Source organism: Selenomonas bovis DSM 23594, from assembly GCF_000381005.1.
Lineage (GTDB): Bacteria > Bacillota > Negativicutes > Selenomonadales > Selenomonadaceae > Selenomonas_C > Selenomonas_C bovis.
In genome coordinates, this window is record NZ_KB908442.1 from 1 (window position 1) to 2,616 (window position 2,616).

The following is a 2,616-nucleotide window of genomic DNA, read 5'->3' on the forward strand; positions in this document are numbered from 1 at the left end:
AAACCGATGTCCTTCATCCGCTTCATCACGCAGTCCTCGATGGCATCCGCCGCGCCGTCCTTCGTGAGAATATGGACGCGCACGGTCACGCACCGCTCGATTTCCTCGCCGTCCGCCGAGAGCGCGGGTACATCCGAGACGACCGAGTAGACGAGGACGGGATAGCTCCCGGCGTCCGGGCTCCTCCCGTGATAGATACACGGGCCGCGGCGGTCGCGGGTGAGCAGCCCGGCAAGCGTGGCGTCCTTTCTGAGCGCCTGGTAGACGCGTTCCTGTACGTTCACGAATGATTCCTCCTCAAGGCGGCCTTCACCGCTTCCACGATGCCGCGCCGAATACCGTCCCGCCTGGCATCGAGTGCAGGATAAAGGAACGGCTTGTTGATCTTGGGACTGAACTCCACGAGCTTGCCGTAGGCCGTGCCGTCCTGCGCCTGCGCCCCCGCGGAGATACGGTAGAACGTGCCGCTTTTCTTCTTCTCGGCATGGATGGAATCGCGCAGCGCGCCGGGCGTCACGCGCCTGTCCTTTCCCTTGTAGACCGGGCAGCGGCTTTTCGCCTCCGCGACGACTTCCTCCGCGCCTTTTGCAAGCGCCGCCTTGGCCGCCTGCAGGACATCCTCCCCCATGCCGCGCAGGAGATTTTCCGTCGACACATACTTACGCATCTTCCACCATCTCCCTGCACTCGATAACCAGCCAGCGCCGCTTGCCGTCGAGCGGGTACGGCGGCGCGGCGGGTGAGAGTTTCCTGCCCTGCCAGAGGATGACATCCTCCGTGCGGATGTCGGACGGCTCGCGGTAGCGCAGCACGACGCGGTAGTCCACCTCGCGCACCATCTCCGCCGTCCCGTCCGAAATCTTCGCCGCGAAGGGCAGCACCTTCGCCCAACACGAAAAAACCTCGTCACAGTCCCCCGCGACGAGGTTGCCGGACGCGTCCGGCTCGGCTCTCGGCCGCAGCACCGTGACGCGGTGCCGCAATTCCCCGATATTCACATACACTAGAACTCCTCCTTCCTCGCTCCCGCGAGCAGAGCGCGAAGCGTCAGCAAAAGCCGTGCGTGATCCGCCTCCTCGCGGTGCTCGTAGAGATACGCCGTCGCGTAGAGGATGCCCGTGCGCAGGACAGGCAAGGCGGTTTCCGGCACCTCCGCGTCTTTGAGCCGCAGGACATCCAGACAAAGTGCCTCGGCCGCGGCGAGCAGGGACGCTATGACGCCGTCATCCTCTTGACCATCCATGCGCAGGAATTCCCGCGCGTCATCCAGGGATACCAGCAAATTCATCACTCCTATATTTTTCAAAGTCAGGCAAGAATGTCCCCCTGTAGAAATATATCCTATATAGAAGGTCATATGAGAGATTTCAAGGAGTTTTTTACCATGACAGAAGATCAAAAATTACTCAGGACCTTGCCATTGCCGCCCTTAAAAAACAACTACTGAAACAGCCCATCCAATCCATTGCAAAAGAATCAGGAAAGTTGATTCCCTTTGCAGGATCCGTTGTCGCTGCCAGTGTCAGTGCAGGAATGCTCGAACCGCCGGATGGACTATGGCGGAGCAACTGGCAAAAGAAGCTGGGTACTGACATTTCAACAGATAATATTTTCTCCCATGCTCCAGAATCCTTTTACCTTTACAACGAAAAGGACGATGAATATATTGATATTTTCCCTCCTTTTTGTTAGACTGAAGTAAAGGAGGTCTTACCCATGGCATACTTACAGCCCTTACATCCGACAGTTCCCTTGACGGCTTTCAACCGGGGAAAGGCCAGCAAGATTTTTGCCGACGTGAAGAAATCCGGCGTGACCGTTGTCCTGAAAAACAACGAACCGGAATGCGTCCTGCTTTCTCCAGAGGATTACAACGCCCTGATCGAGCGCGTATATGATGCCGAGCTTCTCCGCACAGCAGAGGAGCGACTGAAAAACTACACCCCAGAAAATACGATTCCTTTTGAGGAGGTTGCTGCTAAGAACGGCATCGACCTTGCAGCCTTGCAAAAGGAGGATATCGATCTCGAATGAACTGGCCCATACGGTTTCTCCCGCAGGCGCAGGACGATTTCGACCGTCTCGACGGCAGCCAGAAAAAACAGGTAGCAACAGCCCTGTGCAAAGTGTCGGCCAATCCGCTTCCCTATACGGAAGGCGGCTACGGAAAACCACTCGGCCACCATGCCGCAAGCAACCTGACCGGTCTGCTCAAGGTGAAGCTCAAAAAAGCGGGGCTCCGAATCGTCTATCAGCTGGAACGACGCGACAAACAAATGGTCATCGTCATCATAGACATCCGTGATGATGAACGCGTATACCGCCTGGCAGAGAAACGTTTGAAAGAACTCTAAATTTCCTCGACACGCATCGTGCCGGGGATTTTTATTTCGCCGCCATCTGCAGCACCTTGACCGCCTCGGGCAGGACGAGCTTGCCGTCGACGCGCTGGGTGGTCATGAAGCCGACCTGTCCCGTAGTCGCAAAGAGCTCGTTGAGGCGCTTGAAGCTGCGGCCCTGGCGGTCGGCGATCCAGTAGTAGCTAAGGTCGCCGAAGAGGACGGACTTGCTCCCCGCCGCGATTTCCGGCACGAAGGACGAGGTGTAGACGGGACG

General features: G+C 57.6%; 7 protein-coding genes. 2 read left to right on the forward strand and 5 right to left on the reverse strand.

Features of this window, described 5'->3' with window-relative positions:
• The 4 genes from gp17 to F599_RS0113110 form a co-directional block, all read right to left on the reverse strand.
• Positions 1–284, reverse strand: a 284-nt coding sequence (gene gp17, locus F599_RS0113095; protein WP_019543942.1) for a tail completion protein gp17, incomplete at its 3' end; no start/stop codon positions are given.
• Positions 281–667 carry an HK97 gp10 family phage protein gene (locus tag F599_RS0113100; protein WP_019543943.1) on the reverse strand — a complete coding sequence of 129 codons (387 nt, stop codon included), beginning with the start codon at positions 665–667 and terminating at the stop codon, positions 281–283. The genes F599_RS0113100 and gp17, both read right to left, overlap by 4 nt.
• Positions 660–1,004, reverse strand: a complete 345-nt coding sequence (locus tag F599_RS0113105) for a head-tail adaptor protein (RefSeq protein WP_019543944.1) — start codon at positions 1,002–1,004, stop codon at positions 660–662. Before F599_RS0113105 ends, F599_RS0113100 begins: the two co-directional genes overlap by 8 nt.
• Entirely contained in the window at positions 1,004–1,282 is a 279-nt protein-coding gene (locus F599_RS0113110; protein WP_019543945.1) for a head-tail connector protein, read from the reverse strand. Before F599_RS0113110 ends, F599_RS0113105 begins: the two co-directional genes overlap by 1 nt.
• 434 nt (positions 1,283–1,716) lie before the next feature.
• Here F599_RS0113110 and F599_RS0113115 point away from each other — a divergent pair, with 434 nt between their 5' ends.
• Together F599_RS0113115 and F599_RS0113120 are read left to right on the forward strand one after the other, a co-directional pair.
• Entirely contained in the window at positions 1,717–2,034 is a 318-nt protein-coding gene (locus F599_RS0113115; protein WP_019543946.1) for a type II toxin-antitoxin system Phd/YefM family antitoxin, read from the forward strand.
• Positions 2,031–2,354: a type II toxin-antitoxin system RelE family toxin gene (locus F599_RS0113120; protein ID WP_019543947.1), complete on the forward strand. Its 324-nt coding sequence runs from the start codon at positions 2,031–2,033 to the stop codon at positions 2,352–2,354. The genes F599_RS0113115 and F599_RS0113120 overlap by 4 nt, the downstream gene beginning before the upstream one ends.
• Positions 2,355–2,385: 31 nt before the next feature.
• Here the strand turns inward: F599_RS0113120 and F599_RS0113125 are convergent.
• Positions 2,386–2,616 (reverse strand): phage major capsid protein (locus tag F599_RS0113125; RefSeq protein WP_026328004.1); only part of this gene is annotated, 231 nt, incomplete at its 5' end.

Coding starts and splice junctions, on each gene's coding strand:
- F599_RS0113100 (WP_019543943.1), bottom strand. CDS start 667: ATGCGTAAGTATGTGTCGACGGAAAATCTCCTGCGCGGCATGGGGGAG.
- F599_RS0113115 (WP_019543946.1), top strand. CDS start 1,717: ATGGCATACTTACAGCCCTTACATCCGACAGTTCCCTTGACGGCTTTC.
- F599_RS0113120 (WP_019543947.1), top strand. CDS start 2,031: ATGAACTGGCCCATACGGTTTCTCCCGCAGGCGCAGGACGATTTCGAC.